The organism is Isachenkonia alkalipeptolytica (assembly GCF_009910325.1).
GTDB lineage: Bacteria > Bacillota > Clostridia > Peptostreptococcales > T1SED10-28 > Isachenkonia > Isachenkonia alkalipeptolytica.
In genome coordinates, this window is sequence record NZ_SUMG01000007.1 from 1 (window position 1) to 16,578 (window position 16,578).

The 16,578-nt window shown below is 45.3% G+C and carries 13 protein-coding genes; 8 read left to right on the forward strand and 5 right to left on the reverse strand.

The genetic code is table 11. The features are described from left to right. Positions 1-270 precede the first annotated feature (270 nt). On the forward strand, positions 271-1,596 hold the full coding sequence (locus ISALK_RS07100; RefSeq protein ID WP_160720633.1) for a DUF1576 domain-containing protein: 1,326 nt from the start codon (positions 271-273) through the stop codon (positions 1,594-1,596). 1 nt (position 1,597) lies between these two features. Then, entirely contained in the window at positions 1,598-1,939 is a 342-nt protein-coding gene (locus tag ISALK_RS07105) for a hypothetical protein (protein ID WP_160720635.1), read from the forward strand. A gap of 95 nt (positions 1,940-2,034) precedes the next feature. Here ISALK_RS07105 and ISALK_RS07110 read toward each other — a convergent pair whose 3' ends face one another. Next, positions 2,035-2,748, reverse strand: a complete 714-nt coding sequence (locus ISALK_RS07110; RefSeq protein WP_160720637.1) for a transglutaminase domain-containing protein — start codon at positions 2,746-2,748, stop codon at positions 2,035-2,037. Between the two features lie 316 nt (positions 2,749-3,064). Here ISALK_RS07110 and ISALK_RS07115 point away from each other — a divergent pair, with 316 nt between their 5' ends. From ISALK_RS07115 to ISALK_RS07140, 6 genes are all read left to right on the forward strand, one after another. Next, positions 3,065-4,243 carry an acetyl-CoA C-acetyltransferase gene (locus ISALK_RS07115; protein ID WP_160720639.1) on the forward strand — a complete coding sequence of 393 codons (1,179 nt, stop codon included), beginning with the start codon at positions 3,065-3,067 and terminating at the stop codon, positions 4,241-4,243. A gap of 227 nt (positions 4,244-4,470) precedes the next feature. Next, positions 4,471-5,862, forward strand: coding sequence for a sigma-54 interaction domain-containing protein (locus tag ISALK_RS07120; protein WP_160720641.1), 1,392 nt, complete (start codon positions 4,471-4,473; stop codon positions 5,860-5,862). 461 nt (positions 5,863-6,323) lie between these two features. Beyond that, positions 6,324-7,886, forward strand: coding sequence for an acyl CoA:acetate/3-ketoacid CoA transferase (locus ISALK_RS07125; protein WP_160720643.1), 1,563 nt, complete (start codon positions 6,324-6,326; stop codon positions 7,884-7,886). 162 nt (positions 7,887-8,048) lie between these two features. Beyond that, a complete protein-coding gene (locus tag ISALK_RS07130) occupies positions 8,049-9,332 on the forward strand; it encodes a GntP family permease (protein ID WP_160720645.1) in 1,284 nt (427 codons plus the stop codon). A 394-nt stretch (positions 9,333-9,726) separates the two neighbouring features. After that, positions 9,727-10,464 carry a 3-oxoacyl-[acyl-carrier-protein] reductase gene (gene fabG / locus ISALK_RS07135; protein ID WP_160720648.1) on the forward strand — a complete coding sequence of 246 codons (738 nt, stop codon included), beginning with the start codon at positions 9,727-9,729 and terminating at the stop codon, positions 10,462-10,464. A 336-nt stretch (positions 10,465-10,800) separates the two neighbouring features. After that, positions 10,801-11,751: a nucleoside recognition family protein gene (locus ISALK_RS07140; protein ID WP_160720652.1), complete on the forward strand. Its 951-nt coding sequence runs from the start codon at positions 10,801-10,803 to the stop codon at positions 11,749-11,751. A 147-nt stretch (positions 11,752-11,898) separates the two neighbouring features. Here ISALK_RS07140 and ISALK_RS07145 read toward each other — a convergent pair whose 3' ends face one another. From ISALK_RS07145 to ISALK_RS07160, 4 genes are all read right to left on the reverse strand, one after another. Beyond that, the gene (locus tag ISALK_RS07145) at positions 11,899-12,981 is read right to left on the reverse strand and encodes a potassium channel family protein (protein WP_160720656.1); all 1,083 of its coding nucleotides are present in this window, start codon (positions 12,979-12,981) and stop codon (positions 11,899-11,901) included. 115 nt (positions 12,982-13,096) lie between these two features. Continuing rightward, positions 13,097-14,347 (reverse strand): DUF1015 domain-containing protein, encoded by a 1,251-nt coding sequence (locus tag ISALK_RS07150; RefSeq protein WP_160720659.1) that lies wholly within the window; start codon positions 14,345-14,347, stop codon positions 13,097-13,099. A gap of 148 nt (positions 14,348-14,495) precedes the next feature. Next, positions 14,496-15,410: a D-2-hydroxyacid dehydrogenase gene (locus tag ISALK_RS07155; protein WP_160720661.1), complete on the reverse strand. Its 915-nt coding sequence runs from the start codon at positions 15,408-15,410 to the stop codon at positions 14,496-14,498. Positions 15,411-15,470: 60 nt separating this feature from the next. After that, positions 15,471-16,541 carry a pyridoxal-phosphate-dependent aminotransferase family protein gene (locus tag ISALK_RS07160; RefSeq protein ID WP_160720664.1) on the reverse strand — a complete coding sequence of 357 codons (1,071 nt, stop codon included), beginning with the start codon at positions 16,539-16,541 and terminating at the stop codon, positions 15,471-15,473. Positions 16,542-16,578 lie beyond the last annotated feature (37 nt).

Below are 16,578 nucleotides of genomic sequence, written 5' to 3' on the forward strand. Positions count from 1 at the left end.
AAGAAATTTCACAAAACAGCTGCTAATAATACTCAAAAGTATGTAAGGTTAAATTAGACCTCTGGATTTGTAAGACTAAATTAGACAGTTTTATAAATAGGGGTCTAATTTACTTTTACAATTAAACTACGGCTTATAAAACCTTTTTTTCTCAAAGAATTATAGACAGCGCTTTATTTCATGATATAATTGTAATGAAATTCTGTACATCGATAAATCTGGAAAACCCATAGAATTGTTTGACAAATATTTCATAAAGGGTGATTACCATTGTCTAATTCCAGTGTAGTACATGCGGTCCGGGAAAATCTCTCGGAACCGAAAGAAGAATCACAAGAAGAAGTTGAGACCGTTATACCGGTCTCCGATGATACCAAATACTATGTTATCCTCGGTTATGCCATCGCCATTTTACTTTCAAGCCTGATATTTAACACCCCGATGGAAATCCTCCGAGGCATGCAGGCCATCATCGTGGCGCCCAGTATTCTGGTGTCGGACTATTTTGAAATTGCCAACATCGGCAGCGCTCTGTTTAACAGCGGCCTGTTAATGATTGTGGCCATCGGAATCGCAAGAAAAAACGAAGTAAACATGAACGGCCCCTTGATGGCGGCGATTTTAACCATCGGAGGTTTCGCTCTTTTTGGTAAAAACCTCTACAACATTCTACCGATTTTATTCGGCGTCTTTTTATACAGCCGGGTGCAAAAAGAGAAGTACAACAAGTTTATTCTTCCCGCGTTTTTCGGAACGGCCCTTGGACCCCTGGTCTCCCAGGTTTCCTTCGGCTATGACTTTCCCCTTATCCAGGGAATTTTACTGGCGGTGACCTTTGGAACCCTGGCAGGGTTCGTCCTTCCATCCCTGGCGGCCCACTTTGTTCGGTTTCATCAAGGGTTTAACCTTTATAATATCGGTTTCACCTGTGGAGTCACCGGAATGGTTTTTATGGCGGTATTTAGGGCCTTCGGCTATGACCACGAGGGCGTGCTTTTTGTATCCTCGGGGAACAACCCCGCATTTTCCCTTTATTTAGGCCTGCTGTTTACCTCTTTCATCGTGGTGGGGCTTTACTTCAATCGTTGGAGGTTTAAGGGATATAAAAATCTTTTAACCCATGCGGGACAACTGGTTACCGACTTTGTTACCATCAGCGGCTTCGGCATAACCATGATCAATATGGGAATCCTGGGACTGATCTCTACCTTATATGTGGTTATGGTAAACGGCGAGCTGAACGGCCCTATTATCGGTGGAATTTTTACCATTGTAGGCTTCGGGGCTTTCGGTAAACACACGAAAAACATTTTACCGATTTTTGTGGGAATCTACCTAGCCACCCTGTTTAATATCTGGGATGTGAATTCTACCGGCGCTTTGCTGGGAGCTTTATTCGGAACCACCTTAGCCCCTATCTCGGGACGCTTCGGCTGGCCCTACGGAGTGCTGGCAGGGTTCTTACACATGGCCATGGTCATGAACGTCGGCGCGGTTCACGGAGGGATGAACCTTTACAACAACGGATTCTCCGGAGGATTTGTGGCCGCTTTTCTTGTGGCGATTATTACATCATTAAAAAAGGAAGTGATTTAGGATGAATGAAGTTCAGCAAAAACTGATTCGGGTGTTAAATGAACTGCTGCATTATTATTTTGATCTGCATATGGAAGATATCTCAATTGAAATTCTTCAGGGAAAGACCGAATCCTCCATTATCATGTCCGGCTACCCCTCTATTGTGGACCGGGAGGAGTTAAAGGCCCTTTCGAAAAAACTGAACAAACCCCGCCAAGAGGAATTAGAGGAATACTATTGGAATCTGGTGGGCACCGTGGATTCCAGTGAGCAGATGAACCTGGTCAGTATGCTGATCGACTCCGCCAATGTGGAACTGGATAACGGAAAGCTTACCCTCCAAGTCTATCGAAGACATTAGAGCGACAGAAGAACGGCACAAAAAAGGCCGAAAATCCAAGGACATTCAGCTGTCTCCGGATTTTCGGGCTTTTCTTTGTTTTGTTGTGGTTTCGTCTAAGCTTCGTTCGTTTGGGTATTTTCCTCTGAACTCTCTCGGGACTCCTTCAAGGTTGCTTTTAGTTGATTACTGAAAACAAGAGCTTTGCCTCGAAATCTGTAAGCCCCCTGCTCTTTAGCTGTTACAAACGCGGATATAAACAGGGATAGGGGCGGTCCCATCAACAGCAGTCCCTTACGGTGGCCGGGCATGGCATCCCAAAATCCCGCTCTTAGCGTATCATAAGTATCTTGTAAACTCTCCCTCGGAATCTGCAGACTCACCCCTTCATCTCCCTGGACTAAAAACGCATTTTCCACGGATTCCATGGAGCTCTCTTCCTTCCCTTCGTAGGTGATCCAAAAATGACTCAGGGAAAAACTTCTTTCATAGGGGATATCCAGGGCCTCAAAAATAGAGGCCAAGACCACAAATCGGCTTTTGCAGTCTCCCCGCCCGCGGGCTAAGACTTCCTCTACCCGGGGAAAATAGAAAGGAACCCCGTAACTTTGCCAGTCGTACTGATAGGGTACGATTTCCCTAAGGACATACGCTTCAATCTCCCCCGGGGTTTCCGGCAACTCCTCCAACAAATGACTTACGGCATCGGGGTTAATGACAGGCTTTACTATTCTTGCACCGCTTACTCCTAAACGGTAAGGATTCGGATACAGTACGAATAATGTCCACAAACTTACGAAAACCACAACAACTGCAATCCTTTTCTTCATCTTGCATTCTCCTCGATGTATTTTTCTTTACTCTATATAATTATATCATTATAGTAGGTTTTATGAAATGATATCTTTTGTTATTTTTATAATTTTTTGACAAAATTTGATTTAAGAAACTTTCCCCGAAGTCATTAGGTTTTCTATTATTACCAAAAATTTTGTTTTTATTCTTTTTTTAAATCATTAATATCTGCCGGCGAAATGGGTATCAATAGAAAAGTTGATGTTTTACATTTGATTTTTGGCACAATATTTGCAAGAATATTCAATAGGAAGAAAATCATTAGAATATAATAAAAGGAGGAATTTGTTTATGAAAGAAGTTGTAATTGTCAGTGCCGTAAGAACCCCCATCGGAAATTTCGGAGGTGCCCTTAAGGGAGTGAGTGCTCCGGATCTAGGCTCCATCGCCATTAAGGAAGCTTTAAGCCGGGCCAAAGTGGCTCCGGATCTTGTAGACGAAGTATATATGGGTTGCATTCTGCAGGCCGGTCTAGGCCAGGGGGTTGCCCGACAGGCTTCGGTAAATGCCGGTATTCCCGTCGAAAAACCCGCTACAACCATTAACATGCTTTGCGGATCCGGTCTTCGAACCGTCTCCATGGCGGCCCAAACCATTTTAACCGGCGACAACGACATCGTGGTAGCCGGCGGAACGGAAAACATGTCCCAAGCCCCTTACGTATCGGATAAAACCCGTTGGGGAGCGAAAATGGGAGATATTAAAATGGTGGATACCATGATCAACGACGCCTTAACCGACTCCTTTAATCAGTACCATATGGGTGTGACCGCAGAAAACCTGGCAGCGAAATACGACATTACCCGGGACGAGCAGGACGCCTTTGCCGCCGCCTCACAAAACAAAGCGGAAAAAGCTCGTGCGGAAGGAAAGTTCAAGGAGGAAATTGTTCCCGTGACCATTCCTCAGCGTAAGAAAGACGACATCATCTTTGATGCCGATGAATTTATTAAGCCGGGAATTACGGCGGACAAACTTGGTAAGCTTCGACCGGCCTTTAAAAAAGACGGTAGCGTAACCGCAGGCAATGCCTCCGGAATCAATGACGGCGCCGCAGCGGTTGTGGTCATGTCTAAGGAAAAGGCTGACGAACTGGGTCTTACGCCCCTGGCAACCATCGTATCCTACGGTAACTCCGGTGTGGATCCTTCCATTATGGGCATCGGTCCCGTAAATGCAACCAAAAGTGCCCTGGAAAAAGGCAAGTTGACTCTGGAGGATATGGACCTGATTGAAGCCAACGAAGCCTTCGCAGCCCAAGCCTTAGCCGTGGGTAAAGAGCTTCAGTGGGTAGATGAAAAAGTCAACGTGAACGGCGGCGCCATCGCTCTGGGTCACCCGGTTGGCGCAAGCGGTGCAAGAATTCTTGTTACCCTGCTTCATGAAATGAAAAAACAAAAGAGCACCTACGGCCTGGCCACCCTTTGCATCGGTGGAGGCATGGGAACCAGCTTAATTGTAAAAATGTAGAATCTTCGGTAGCATTGTACAGTAACTGAACAAAGTTTTTACTAAATTGAAAAAGTTTGATATAATAAAGTGGATAGAGTTCTCTCTATCCGCTTTTTTATCGTTACTTGTTTCCTATCAGGGGTTTTAAGTTAAGTGTTTTTATTTACAATGAAACCGCTGCACATTCCATTACACTGCTATTTACAGTATGCAATACAAATATAAAAGATCACGAGGTGAGAATTATGAACACAGAATCATTCCAAAATCCCGATAAAGACCTTAACGAAATGCTGGATTTGTACCGTAATATTTTCAATCATATCTTTAACTGGGTAGTGGTTGTGGACACCGAGGGGTATGTCATCCTGCTAAACAAAGCCTACTGCGACTTTTTAGGGGTCAAACAGGAAGAAGCTCTGGGCAAACATGTAACCGAGGTCATTGAAAACACTCGGATGCACATCGTAGTGAAAAACCAGAGGGAAGAAATCGGTGAGTTTCAAAAAATCAAAGGAAACACCATGGTGGCCAATCGGATTCCCATTTTTAAAAACAACAAACTCATTGGCGCGGTGGGTACCGTGGTATTTAAGGATTTGGTGGAAATGGAATCCTACGTAAAACGTGTACGGGACATGGAAAAAGAACTTCAGTTTTATCAAGAAGAGTTTAAGAAAATGACCACAGGCTACACTTTAGAGGACATCATTGGCGACAGCCCGGAGATTGAGTACGTAAAAAAAATGATCCAAAAAGTTGCCAATACCAAGTCCAATGTTCTTTTAGAGGGCGAATCCGGCACAGGGAAAGAACTTGTGGCCCAGGCCATCCATCACCTAAGTCCCCGGGGAGATTTCCCCTTAATCAAAGTCAACTGCGCCGCCATTCCCGGCGAGCTTTTGGAATCGGAACTTTTCGGTTATGAACACGGAGCCTTTACAGGATCGAAAAAAGGGGGCAAGCTGGGAAAACTGGAAATGGCCAACAACAGTACGATTTTACTGGACGAAATCGGGGATATGCCAATAAATATGCAGGTAAAACTCCTCCGGGCCATTCAGGAAAAAGAAATTGAGCGTGTAGGGGGGGTTCGAAGCAAAAAGTTGGACTTTCGCATCATCGCCTCCAGTAATAAAAACTTGAAAGAGCTGGTGGCGAAGCAGCAGTTTCGAGAAGACCTGTATTACCGCTTGAACGTAGTGAAAATAACCCTTCCCCCCTTACGCAAACGAGACAGCGACATCGAAATCATTGCCCGATATTTAATTAAAAAGCTTTCCAAGGACCTGGGTCTCGGAGTTACCGAGGTAACCCCCAAAGCTCTGTGGGTGCTAAAGAAGTACAGCTGGCCGGGAAACATCCGCGAGCTTTCCAATGTCATTGAACGGGCACTGAATTTAATGGACAGCGAAGGAAGAATCGATACCGACCATCTTCCCCCTTATCTCCGGGAAAGTTCTTCGCCACTGGGATTGGACCAGGGCCTAGGCCTAAAGGAGCAGGTCCAAAAGGTGGAGCGGGATTCCATTAAACGAGCCTTGAATAAAACCAAACACAATAAATTAGAAGCCGCTAAAATACTGGGAATCAGCCGCACCAGTCTTTATAAGAAAATTGAAGAGTACGGTCTTTAACAGTTGCGTGTAAACATTTTGTTCATTGTTCATTTTGTTTACACGTTTTTTTGTTGTTTCTTTTACCCCTCCAAAGCCCTTGATCCGAAGGGATTTCCGGATTTGTTTTATTAATTTTCTGATAATTTCGGTATTTTGTGTTCACTTTCTGTTCATTCCGTTAATAATATTTCATAGTTTCCCGACGAATAATATTGAGTTGAGCAACATTTGGAAAGGAAAAGCTATCATTGTAATGATTTTTTTTCGAATTATATAAGATTTTCTTATTATTTAAACAGTTCCCATGAATCCTGGGGTTCTTGTTTTTTTATTTTTGTATTTTAGTCATTTTACTAATGTTTTTTGATTTTTCTCCTTTTTTTTTGATCAAAATTAAATATTGGCACGGCCCTTGCTTCTTATTATAATGTCAAACAATTCTACAATTAAATTATTAATAATTTTTAGGAGGTATATCAATGCCCAAATTTACAAGCGCAAAAGAAGCAGTATCTTGTATTGAGTCCAACTCCACCCTGGCAACCGCCGGATTTGTGGGGAATGCCGTGCCCGAAGAACTGGAAATTGCATTGGAAGAGCATTTTCTGGAAACCGGTCAACCCCAGAACCTGACCTTGGTTTACGCCGCGGGACAAGGGGACGGCAAAGAGCGGGGCCTAAACCATTTAGGTCACGAGGGACTGTTAAAACGAGTGGTTGGCGGCCACTGGGGTCTTGTTCCGAAGATCCAGAAGCTTGCCCTGGCGGATAAGGTGGAAGCCTATAACTTCCCCCAAGGAACCATCTCTCATTTATTTAGAGATATCGCCGCTAACAAACCGGGAACCATCACCAAGGTGGGGCTTAAAACCTTTGTGGACCCTCGATTGGATGGCGGTAAACTCAACGACTGCACCAAGGAGGATTTAGTGGAATTAATGGAAATCCACGGGGAAGAATACTTAATGTACAAAGCCTTTCCCATCGATTATGCCTTAATTCGAGGAACCTACGCCGATGAATACGGGAATGTCACCATGGAAAAAGAAGCCGGTTCCCTCGAAGTATTATCCATTGCACAAGCTGTTAAAAATTCCGGAGGAAAAGTCATTGTTCAAGTGGAGCAGGTAGTTAAAGGCGGTACCCTTGACCCTCGACTGGTAAAAGTACCCGGGATTTATACAGACTTCATTGTAGAGACGGTGGATATGAAAAATCATATGCAAACCTTCGCCGAGCAATACAATGAAAGTTATACAGGCAACATTCAGGTACCGGTGACCTCCGTAAAGCCTATGGCACTGGATCCACGTAAGATCATTGCAAGAAGAGCCGCTATGGAGTTGATTCCCCAAGCGATTGTAAACTTAGGAATCGGAATGCCTGAAGGGGTAGCCTCTGTGGCGAACGAAGAAGGTGTAGGGGAAGAAATGATCCTCACCGTAGAGCCCGGCCCGATTGGTGGAGTACCCGCAGGCGGTTTAAGCTTTGGGGCTGCAACCAATCCCCAGGCGATTATTGATCAGCCGAACCAATTTGACTTTTATGACGGCGGCGGACTGGACGTAGCCTTCCTAGGCCTTGCCCAGTGCGACCGAATCGGGAATATTAATGTAAGTAAGTTCGGACCCAAGATTGCCGGTGCCGGCGGCTTCATTAACATTACCCAGAATGCGAAAAAAGTTATTTTCTGCGGAACCTTTACCGCCGGTGGCTTCAAAGCCGAAGCAGCGGACGGAGAATTAAAGATTACCCAGGAAGGCAAAGCGAAAAAGTTTGTACAGGATGTAGAGCATGTTACCTTTAGCGGCGAGTTTGCCGTCGAGTCAAACCAGCCGGTGGTCTACATCACGGAACGAGCCGTCTTTGAACTGAAGGATGACGGCTTAGTACTGACAGAAATTGCACCGGGAGTAGACCTTCAAGAGGATATTCTTGCTTATATGGACTTTAAGCCGGTGATCGCAGAAGATCTGAAGGAAATGGACAGCCGGATTTTCAAGCCGGAAAAAATGAACTTAACACTTAGCAATACCCTGTAAATCAGTCCCGCCGGGGAAATTCATCTTCTCCGGCGGGGAAATTCCCACGATGTTTCTAAAGTTTTTATAGACACCTGTGTAAATTTATAAACTATCAAAGGATTTTTAATTTTTTAGGTCTAAATCCCATTAGACCGAACACAAACTTAAGGAGGAAAATTTATGATTGGTATTATTATTGGTCTTGCGTTACTCATGTTTTTAGCCTACAAAGGGCTCTCCATCATCTGGATTGCACCTCTTTGTGCCCTGGTGGTTGCAATTACCGGAGGCTTAGATTTATTACCGGCCTATACGGAAGCTTATATGGGCGGTTTTGTCGGATTTACTAAGTCCTGGTTCCCCGTATTTATGCTCGGTGCGGTTTTCGGAAAAGTCATGGAAGACTCCGGCGCGGCTCAGTCCGTTGCCCAGTGGTTAACCTCGAAATTCGGTAAAAAAGCGGCGATCTCCGCCGTAGTTGCCGGTTGTGCCGTATTAACCTTTGGTGGAATTTCTTTATTCGTAGTTGTATTTGCCATGTATCCCATCGCTCTTTCTCTCTTTAGAGAAGCGAATATCACTAGAAAATTGATCCCCGGTACCATCGCTCTTGGTTCCTTTACCTTTACCATGACAGCCATTCCCGGAACGCCTCAGATTCAAAACCTGATCCCCATGGAGTATTATGGAACTTCGGCAACGGCCGCTCCCATCATGGGAATTGTGGGTGCCATCATCATGTGCGGTGGAGGAATTTTCTTCCTGGAAATGCGAAGAAAGAAGTATAACGCCCTTGGAGATGTTTACGACGAACCCAAGGATAAGGCTCCGGAAATAGATCTTTCGAAACTTCCCAATCCGGCCCTTTCAGCACTGCCCCTGCTTACCGTTATTTCTTTACTGAATATTTTCGACTTAGACATTATCGTTGCTTTACTTGCAGGTATTTTATTAGGCGTAGCCTTGAATATCCCTCGAATTGAAAGCATTAAAACCACCTTAAACCAAGGAGCTTCCAGTTCCGTAATTGCGATTATCAACACTTCCGCTGCCGTTGGTTTCGGTACAGTGGTACGAGCGGTGCCGGGATTTGAAACCTTGACGGAGTTGGTAATGGGTATTCAAGGAAGTCCGTTGATTTCTCAAGCCGTATCCGTTAACATCCTTGCAGGAGCCACAGGTTCCGCCTCCGGTGGTATGGGCATTGCCCTGGCTGCCTTAGGCGATCAGTATCTACAAATTGCTCAAGCAACCGGTATTCCGCCGGAAGCCTTCCATAGAATTGCTTCCATGTCCTCCGGTGGACTGGATACCCTGCCTCATAACGGCGCGGTTCTTACCTTGCTTGCAGTAACTGCTATGACCCATAAGGATTCTTACAAGGAAATCTTTGTAGTAGGTTCTTTAATTCCTATCGCTGCTGTAATTGCCGGAATCATTTTAGGATCCATCGGATTGGTTTAGATTCTACCACCCTCCGTATGAAATACTGATTAGTTAACTATTATTATTTTGAAAGAAGGGTATAAACTATCCCAGGACACTATTTAATACAATCAGTATACTGGCAGGCATCCTTGACACCGGTAGACATAGCGACAGCATCCAGGTTTAGTAGACACCCGTAGACATAGCGACAGCATCCGATACAGTAAACATCCTCAGATCCGATACAGTAGTCACAGTAGAAATACAAATACAAAAATGACAACAGTTCTAAAGTAGGCAGCCCAGGGGGACGGTTCCCCTGGGAGCCTGATAAACTTTCCGGGCAAAAAAGATTTATTGCCCGTTGTAACGAGGTTGACAAAGGAGAACCGTCCTCTTTTGCCCAAATAATATTAGGAGGTATGTATTTATGAGATTAAAAGGAAAAGTAGCCATGGTAACAGGGTCCAGCCGAGGTATTGGAAACGCAGTTGCAAAGAAATATTTAGAAGAAGGGGCCAAAGTAGTCCTGATCGACCGCGATGAAGAAGGCGTTAAAAAGTCCATTGAAGAAATGAAGCAGTACGGCGATGCGGTAGGATACGCTATGGACGTAACTGACCGGGCTCGGGTTCAGGAAGTATTTGAAACCGTAGTAAAAGAGCACGGTACCCTGGACATCCTGGTAAACAATGCTGGAATTACACAAGATGCCCAGCTTTATAAGATGAAGGAAGAGCAGTGGGACGCAGTAATTAACGTAAACCTAAAAGGCGTATTCAATTGCGCTCAGGAAGCGGTAAAAATTATGCGTGACAAGAAAACCGGTTCCATTATTAACATCTCCTCCGTTGTAGGCCTTTACGGAAACTTCGGTCAGGTAAACTATGCCGCAACAAAATCCGGTGTCATCGGTATGACGAAGACTATGGCTAAAGAAGTTGGCCGAAAGAACGTTACGGTAAATGCTGTAGCTCCCGGATTCATTATGACGGAAATGACTCAAAAAATGCCCGACAATGTATTGGACATGATGCGTGAAAAAGCACCCCTAGGACGACTAGGTGAGCCTGAAGATATCGCAAATGCTTGCTTATTCTTAGCTTCCGACGAAGCTCGATTCGTAACGGGAACAGTGCTTTCTGTAGACGGCGGCGTAGTACTATAAGCCATCCCCTAAGATGAATCGGTTGAAACCTTTAACTATTGCATTTTACTAACCTTCAACCGAAAACCGATACAAACAACACAACAAGTTTATACAAATAATGCAACAAGTTTATACAGATAACGCAACAATTGGGCGGTTGCAATGAATGACCGCATTTCCAGGTAAAACATATGGAAAAGGCAAATAGATCCCCCTTCTATTTGCCTTTTAATTTGTCGGCTTTCATTTGTCGGTTTTTATTTGCCTCTTCTATTTGCCGCTTTTTATTGTATTTTGGGCAAATATTTGCTATATTAATAAAGATACGCAACGACTAGAAAAGGTGGTGCTCCCTTGCAACAGGTAATTGATATGATTTTAGATTCCGGTGCCCGAGGCATCGATTTATCCCTGTACTTAATAATGCCCATCATGGTAACCATGATGGCGATCATGAAGGTTTTGGAGGAAAAAAACGTTTTAAATAAAGTCGCCGTGGTTTTTTCCCCCCTGCTGCTGATTTTCGGTCTTCCGGGCCTGGGAGTTTTTGCCTTGATCCAAATTCTTTTTATTTCCTTCGCCGCCCCGGTGGCCACGTTGAAGGTTATGGAAATGCGCCCTTCTATCAGCGACGCCAGAATTGCTGCTACTTTGGCCGCGATTCTCGTTATGGCCCAGGCCAATGCCACCTTCCCCTTAGCGGCGGTGGGGCTAAACCTTCCGATCAATATCCTGACTTCTATTCCCGCAGGGCTTTTGGCAAGTTTTATTGCCTTTAAAATGTGTGTGAAGCTGGACCTCCACCATCCTGCAAAGGAAGATCCTTCCGAATCCGAGGAAGAGGAAGATACCGGAAAGCAAAAAAAGAAGTTCATTCCTCTGCTTTTCAAAGGCGGAGAAGAGGGACTACAAATCACATTGAAATCCATTCCGCCATTGATCCTGGCAATTTTAATGGTTAATATCTTTGAAATGGCAGGGATTATCGACATACTGGAAACGATTATGGCACCGCTCTTAACCCTAATCGGTATTCCAAGCATCGCGGTCCTTCCCATCGTTACCAAGTTTATCGCGGGGGGCACCGCCATGATGGCCATTATCCTGGATATTATGGAAGAAGGTCTGATGACCGTCTCGGAGTTAAACCGCATGGCGGGCTTTACCATGAATCCCCTGGATCCCGTGGGACTTGCGGTACTCATGGCCACAGGCCCCCGGGTGGCCAAGGTGGCGCGACCGGCGATAATCGCCGCAGTGATCGGTATTGTTTTTCGAGGATTCCTTCATATTCTCATTTTTTAGTTTAGCCGAAGGAATCATTCCCATCCCCCTTACAAACCCTATATGAGATTTTTTCCCCTTAAAAAAAACGGCTGACCTTAAAGGGTCGCCGTCTTTTTATTAAGTGTTTTACTTAATGAATTGAACTGAAACACGATCTTTGAGCCTTTACTCCTCCTGAGTTTCGCTTTCCTTCGCATTTTTTCGAGCATCCTCCAATCCTTTTAACGGGTCTCTTTTCCCGTCATCACAGGCAATCTCTCTTAACTCATTTACCTGATCTTCCTTACCAAGGACAATCATCGAGTCTCCCATTTCCAATATTTCATCGGAGCTGGGGTTCAGTCTCGGTTGAAATTCTCCGGTTTTTCGAATGGCCAATACAATTAACCCCGTCCGCTCAGGAATTTTCGCCTCTTTTAGACTCTGTCCCTTTAAACTGGAGCCTTCACAGATTACCACATCTTCCAAGTCCAGCACCACGTCCCCGGCATGGGTAATGATATCCAAAAAAGAAATAATAGAAGGCCGGATCACAAAGGAGGCCATACGCATCCCGCCGATCACATTAGGGGAGATGGTGTTATTGGCTCCTGCTTTTTTGAGTTTTTCTCGGGACGTGCTTTCCACCGACCTGGAAACAATATAAAGCTTGGGATTCATCTGTCTTGCGGTAAGCACAGCAAACACATTGGCAGAGTCCTTCGGTAGGCTTGAAACCAGGCCCTTGGCTTTATAAATCTGTGCTTTTTCCAAATCCTCTTCATGGGTTCCGTCTCCTTGAATCACCAGAACCCCTCGTTCTTCCAGTTCTTTTACGATCCGCTCCCTAATTTCGATGACTACAAAGTCCACTTTACTGTTTTCAAATTGTTTAATCACACTTTGTCCTGTTTCTCCTGCGCCGCAAAGTATGTAGTGATCTTTTAATTCTTTGATCTGTTTATCCATCTTCCGCCTCCTCCAGGATTCTTTAAATGTCCCCTCTAACAACAGGCCTACCGCAGAGGTCACAGCATAACCCACGGTACCGAGGCCCATAACAATGATCAGCATGGAAAAATATTTTGCCTGATCCGTCATCTCTCCCACTTCGGTATACCCTACCGTGGATATGGTTATTACCGTCATATACAGGGCGTCCACAAAGCTTACATCCAGTAACATCTGATAACCAATGGTCCCGAAGGTCAGCACCATCACAATTATAACAATAACAATCATCAGTTTTTGTTGTTCTTTTAAGAGCAATCAGCTCACCTCTTCTCCTGATTCATTCTAGTAATATTCTTACCACAAATCCCATGGATATAAACAAAAAGAAAGTGTACCACAGGGTCCGACCCCCTGGTACATTTTTGATTTATTACTCTTCCAGTAAATAAACGAATAAACCGCTTCTGAGTTTCGGCTCGAACCAGGTGGACTTCGGGGGCATTACTTCCCCGGCATCGGAAATGGCAAACAGGTCCTCAATCGGGGTGGGATACATGGAAAAGGCTACTTTCATATCTTCGTTGACCCGTTTTTCCAAGGCCTTCAATCCCCGGATCCCGCCGACAAAATCAATGCGCTTATCGGTTCTCGGATCTTCTATACCCAGTAGGGGCTTTAAGAGATTTTCCTGTAAAATACTGACGTCTAAACGCTTAATAGGATCCGAGTCATCTACAATGGCATCCTTCGCGGTAAGTTTGTACCACTGATTCTCCAGATACATTCCGAATTCGTGGAGTTTTTCCGGCCTGTAAGGCTCTTTGCCGGAGGATTTTTCCAGATCGAAATTCTCCTTGATTTTATCGAGGAACGCCTCCCGGCTATGGCCGTTTAGGTCTTTAACCACCCGGTTATAATCCATAATCAACAGCTCATCATGGGGGAAAATCACCGCCATCATGTAGTTAAAGGGTTCCTCTCCGGTGTAATCGGGATTCAGCTCCCGTCTTGAAAGCCCCACCTTGGTGGCGGAGGCCGTTCGGTGATGGCCATCGGCGATGTAGAGATTCGGGACCTGTTCAAATAGATCTTCCAGGGTCTCTACCACCCCTTTTTCATCCACCACCCACAATTGATGACGAATTTGATCCTCGGAAACAAAATCATACTCGGTATCATTTTTATCGATCCACTCTTCGATGATCTCGTTAATCTTATCTTGAGACCGATAGGCGAAAAATACAGGCTCGGTGTTGGCATTGGTTACATCAAAATGATTGATTCGATCCTCTTCTTTTTCCGGCCGGGTATGCTCATGCTTTTTGATCACATCACTCAGATAGTCGTCAATGGACGCTCTTGCTACGATTCCCGTCTGGGCTCTGCCATCCATAATTTGTCGGTAAATATAGTATTTCGGCTCCTGATCCTTCAACAGCACCCCCCGGCCCATCATGTCCATTAAGTTTTCTCTGGCTTTCGCGTATACTTGGTGGTCATAGGGACTGATATCTTCATCCAAATCAATTTCCGAACGACTGACATGCAAGAAACTGTTCGGTTTGTCCTTTGCCATCTCCGCTGCTTCCTCCCGGTTCATAACGTCATAGGGGAGAGCGGATACCTCCTCTACCTCCTCAGGCTTTGGTCTAACCGCCGCAAAGGGTTTTACTACTGCCATAAGATTCCCTCCTTTTATTCTTTGGATTTTCTTGAAATTTCCTAAGGATTCGCTTCAGATTCTTTTTTCATTCCTATCATATTCTTTTCCCATTCCCATCACATTCTTTTCCCATTATTTCCGATTCCCTCCGATCTCTCCGGAAATCCTACAGATCGAAAAATTCTTTTGCGATTTTGATAATCTCTTCCCCGATTTTTTCCTGGGCTTCCGTGGTGGCCGCGCCGATATGGGGACTGAGGGAGATCTTTTCATGATTGTAGATTTCCTCTTTTTCCAGAGGTTCGTCTTCAAAGACATCCAGGGCTGCCGCTGCAACTTTTCCGCTGTCCAACGCCTTTAACAGAGCATCCTCCGACAGCACGCCGCCTCTTGCGCAATTGATGACATAAACCCCGTCCTTCATCATATCAAAGGCCTTCTCATCGAGAATCGCCCCCACCTTAGGATTGTAGGGAGCATGGATACTGATAACATCTGCGTTTTTTAACAGCGCTTCCTTTGAAAGATACTGATAATGTTCATAGCCTTCCACGGGACCGGATCTTTTGGTATAAGCGACTTTCATCCCGATACCATAGGCTTTTTCCGCCGCAGCCCGGCCCATCCGACCGAAACCGATAATTCCCAGGGTCTTTCCTTCAAGCTCCATACCGGTGTATTGTTTTTTCATCCACTTTCCCTTCCGCATGGTCACATTGGACTGATGGAGATGTCTGGCAAGACTCAGCATATGTCCCAGAACCAGCTCTCCAACCGCGGTGGTACTGGCATCGGGAGTGTTTTTCACCGTTATGCCCTTCTCTTCTGCAAAAGCTTTATCTATATTATCAATCCCAACCCCTGCACGGATAATCAGTTTCAGCTTTCCGCTTTCTAAAGCGCTCTTTAGCACCTCTTTCCTTAACTTCGTAGCGGAACGGACAATAATCCCGTCGAAATCCTTGATTTTCTCCTTCAGCGCCTCAGGATCGTAGTGCTCTTCCGTCACCTCAATATTCAGATCCTTCAGGGCCTGTACCGATTGGTCGTCGATTTTGTCATTGGCTAGTATTTTAATCATCTAATTCGCCTCCGTTTTCCAGTGTGTTTGTCTGCTGTTTTTCCTTCTACCCCGTTGCCTTTACTCCATTAGCTCCTCGATAAGGGCTAACAGCTCTTTCACTTCCTCCATGGTAGTATCTGCCATGTGGGCAATTCTGAAGGTCTTTTCCTTTAAGTCTCCATATCCGTTAGAAATCGCATAACCCCGCTCTCCCAGCTTCCGGTTTAGCTCCTTCACATTGATGCCCCGGGTGTTCCTTACTGTGGTTAGCGTGTTGGATGCATAGGGTTCTTCCGCAAACAGTTCAAAATGTTCCTTCGCCCAAGAGCGTACATGATCCGCCATTTCCCGGTGGCGATTGAATCGGTTCTCCAGCCCCTCCCGGTTCAGGATCTTGTCCAATTGATAATCCAGGGCGTACATATGGGAAATTGACGGGGTGGATGGGTACTGGTAGTCCTTTTTCTGAATCGTATCATAAAGGCTCAGCAAATCTAGATAGAATCCCCGGTGTTCCACTTCCCTCGCCCGTTCCATCGCCTTTTTCGAGAAGGATGCAATCGCCATTCCCGGCGGCAGTCCCAGGCATTTTTGCGTTGAGGTGATGCCGATATCAACTCCCCATTCATCAAAGGGGATTTTCACGCCTCCCAGGGAGCTTACCGTATCCAGAGCAAAAACCACATCGGGATATTTTCTAATCACCTTGGATATTTCCTTTACGGGATTCATAATCCCTGTGGAAGTTTCATTATGGGTGATGGTGACCAGGTCATACTTCCCCGAAGCCAGGGCTTCCTCTACCATTTCCGGTGTGGTGTGTTTTCCCATGGGGGATTGGAATAAATCCGCCGGCACGTTGTTGCCCTTAGCCATCTTGTACCACCGATCCCCGAAGGCTCCGACGGAAAAAATCGCCGCCCGTTTTTTCGTGCAGGATTGGACCGCCCCTTCCATAAGTCCGCTTCCCGAAGTGGTGGAGAGTAAAATCTCCTCTTCGGTATACATTACCTTTCGCATTTTATCAGAAATTCGTCGTTGCAGCTCCGATGCGTCCTTGGTTCTATGGCCGATCATCTGGGTACCCATTTTTTCCAATACGTCCGGAGATACCGTTACCGGTCCCGGAATAAACAATTTCTTTTTCATTTGCTTTTCCTCCTTCTGTTTTTTGCTCGTCAGATTT

Bases quoted from the DNA above. Each gene is read 5' to 3' on its own strand.
- ISALK_RS07105 (WP_160720635.1), top strand. From the start codon at position 1,598: ATGAATGAAGTTCAGCAAAAACTGATTCGGGTGTTAAATGAACTGCTG.
- ISALK_RS07110 (WP_160720637.1), bottom strand. From the start codon at position 2,748: ATGAAGAAAAGGATTGCAGTTGTTGTGGTTTTCGTAAGTTTGTGGACA.
- ISALK_RS07115 (WP_160720639.1), top strand. From the start codon at position 3,065: ATGAAAGAAGTTGTAATTGTCAGTGCCGTAAGAACCCCCATCGGAAAT.
- ISALK_RS07120 (WP_160720641.1), top strand. From the start codon at position 4,471: ATGAACACAGAATCATTCCAAAATCCCGATAAAGACCTTAACGAAATG.
- ISALK_RS07125 (WP_160720643.1), top strand. From the start codon at position 6,324: ATGCCCAAATTTACAAGCGCAAAAGAAGCAGTATCTTGTATTGAGTCC.
- ISALK_RS07130 (WP_160720645.1), top strand. From the start codon at position 8,049: ATGATTGGTATTATTATTGGTCTTGCGTTACTCATGTTTTTAGCCTAC.
- fabG (WP_160720648.1), top strand. From the start codon at position 9,727: ATGAGATTAAAAGGAAAAGTAGCCATGGTAACAGGGTCCAGCCGAGGT.
- ISALK_RS07150 (WP_160720659.1), bottom strand. From the start codon at position 14,347: ATGGCAGTAGTAAAACCCTTTGCGGCGGTTAGACCAAAGCCTGAGGAG.
- ISALK_RS07155 (WP_160720661.1), bottom strand. From the start codon at position 15,410: ATGATTAAAATACTAGCCAATGACAAAATCGACGACCAATCGGTACAG.
- ISALK_RS07160 (WP_160720664.1), bottom strand. From the start codon at position 16,541: ATGAAAAAGAAATTGTTTATTCCGGGACCGGTAACGGTATCTCCGGAC.